The following is a 2192-nucleotide window of genomic DNA, read 5'->3' as shown; positions in this document are numbered from 1 at the left end:
GCCGCGCCGCTCGCGCCGGCGCCGCCGGAGCTGAAAGAGCTTGGCATCGAGCGGATGATCGTCTCGATCCGCGCGGACGTCGGCGCCCTCGGCGTGCGCTACGACCGCTTCTTCAGCGAACGCTCGCTCTTCACCGACCGCACCTATGAACACACGATGGATCTGCTGCGCGAGCGCGGCCACGTGACCGAGAAAGAGGGCGCCGTCTGGTTTACCGCGCCGCAGCTCGGGCAGGACCGCGACAACGTGCTCGTGCGCAGCGGCGGCTCGCCAACATACTTCGCCTCGGACATCGCCTACCACTACGACAAGTTCGTGCTGCGCGCCTTCGACCGGGTGATCGACGTCTGGGGCGCCGACCACCAGGGCCACGTCGCCCGCATGAAGACGGCCGTGGATGCGCTCGGCATCGACCCGGAGCGGCTGACGATCTTGCTCTACCAGCTCGTGACGGTGAAGCGCGGGCAGCAGGTCGTGCGGCTGAGCAAGCGCTCCGGCGACATCATCAGCATGCGCGAGGTCGTGGAGGAGGTGGGCGCGGACGCCTGCCGCTTCTTCTTCCTGATGCGCTCGCCCGACTCGGCCATGGACTTTGACCTGGAGCTGGCCAAGGAACAGAGCAACGAAAATCCGGTCTACTACGTGCAGTACGCCCACGCGCGCATCGCCGGCATTCTGCGCAAGGCCGCGGAAGAGGGCGTGGACTACGCGCCGGGCGACGTGGCCTTGCTGCGCCATCCCGCCGAGCTGGCGCTGATTCGCACGATGCTGATCTATCCGGAGCTGATCGAGGCCGCCGCCGAACGGCTGGAGGCGCACGGCCTGCCCTACTATGCCAAGCAGCTCGCGCAGGACTTCCACGTCTTCTACACCGAGTGCCGCGTGGTCAGCGAAGACGTGGCGCTGAGCCGGGCGCGGCTGAAGCTGGTGAAGGCCGCGCAGACCGTGCTGGCCAACGTGCTCGGCCTGATGGGCATGAGTGCGCCCGAACGCATGTAGATTCAGGGCGCAGGGCGTAGGCCGCCGGCGCGGGCGGCGTAGTCGGGCTCAGGCATTGCCCTGGAACAGGCCACGCGCGAGCTGCCAGTAGCGGTCGTCGCGGCGCAGCGCCATGTAGCGCCACCACTCTGCGCCCCAGAGGTAGATCCGATCGGGCCGCGCCCGGCGAGCCAGGGCAAGGTTGCGCTCGATGATCTGGGGCGAGACGCTGCCGATCTGCTCCGGCGCCAGGTCGACAAGCGGTGTGCGTTCCCAGGGCTCGGCCTGCAGCTCGTTGATCCAGAACTGCCGGCCGAAGCGGTGCGCCAGCACCGACTGCACGAAGAGATTCGGGCCGAAGGGGCCAAGGGTGTAGCGGTTCCAGTAGCGCAGCGGCCCGCCGCTGGGAATGCGCGTGTACACGTCCTGCGCCACCACGTCGCCGAGGCGCAGGGCGCGCAGCCAGCCGCGCTCGAAGATCGTGTGCGAGGAGTGGTTGATCACAATCGGCCGCCGGCGCGGGTCGGAGCCTTCGACGGCGGCGATCTCCTTGCGCAGCGTCGCCTCGTCGAAGCGCCAGCCCACGGTGCGGCCGGCCGCCGGCAGGAACGGCTCGTTCTCCACCTGCCAGGCGTCGATCGCGCCGTAGTCGGCCAAAAGGGCGACGGCGCGCTCCAGCATCAGCAGCAGGTGCGCGACGAGCCGCGGCTGCTCGGCCACGCGGCCGCCGTGCGGCGGTGAGCCTTCGCCCAGCAGCCAGGCGGGCGGATAGAACTCCGGGTGCCGCTGCGCCTTCAGCCCAACCGTGAGCAGCACGTGCGCCCCGCGCGCCTCGGCCCAGTCGAGATAGCGATGTGTCTGGCCGAGGTCGTACCGCGTCGGCTCCGGCTGGATCTCGTCCCAGTAGAGCGAGAGGCGGAAGTGCCGCACCCGCAGATCGTTGAGCAGCAGGCTGAACGTCTCGTCGGCGTCGAGGCCGAGCCACTCGGCCTGGTGATGGCTGAAGTTCACACCCAGCAACGGTTGCGGCATGGCGACAGGGTAGCGGCTCGGCCGCGAAGGGGCATCTCGTGTCGTGTGCCAGGACAGGTGAGACAGTCCGAGCATCGGCCGGCTTGGTCGTGGGCCCGCGGGCCCACGACCAAGCCGGCGCGGGACACGCAGAACGGGCACTCCGGTAGGGTAGAGGCGTCACCAGTCTCCCTGAGGAGGCC

Annotated in this window: 2 protein-coding genes; one reads left to right on the top strand and one right to left on the bottom strand. The window is 69.3% G+C overall.

The genetic code is table 11. From position 1 onward, the window contains the following. A partial coding sequence (locus tag VKV26_25460; GenBank protein HLZ73266.1) for an arginine--tRNA ligase occupies window positions 1-999 on the top strand: 999 nt, incomplete at its 5' end. A gap of 48 nt (window positions 1000-1047) precedes the next feature. On the opposite strand, the gene VKV26_25455 is transcribed toward VKV26_25460, so the two are convergent. Next, entirely contained in the window at window positions 1048-2010 is a 963-nt protein-coding gene (locus VKV26_25455) for a hypothetical protein (protein ID HLZ73265.1), read from the bottom strand. Between the last annotated feature and the right edge of the window lie 182 nt (window positions 2011-2192).

The organism is Dehalococcoidia bacterium (assembly GCA_035310145.1).
Classification (GTDB): Bacteria; Chloroflexota; Dehalococcoidia; order CAUJGQ01; family CAUJGQ01; genus CALFMN01.
This window is presented reverse-complemented; position numbering and strand designations above follow the sequence as displayed.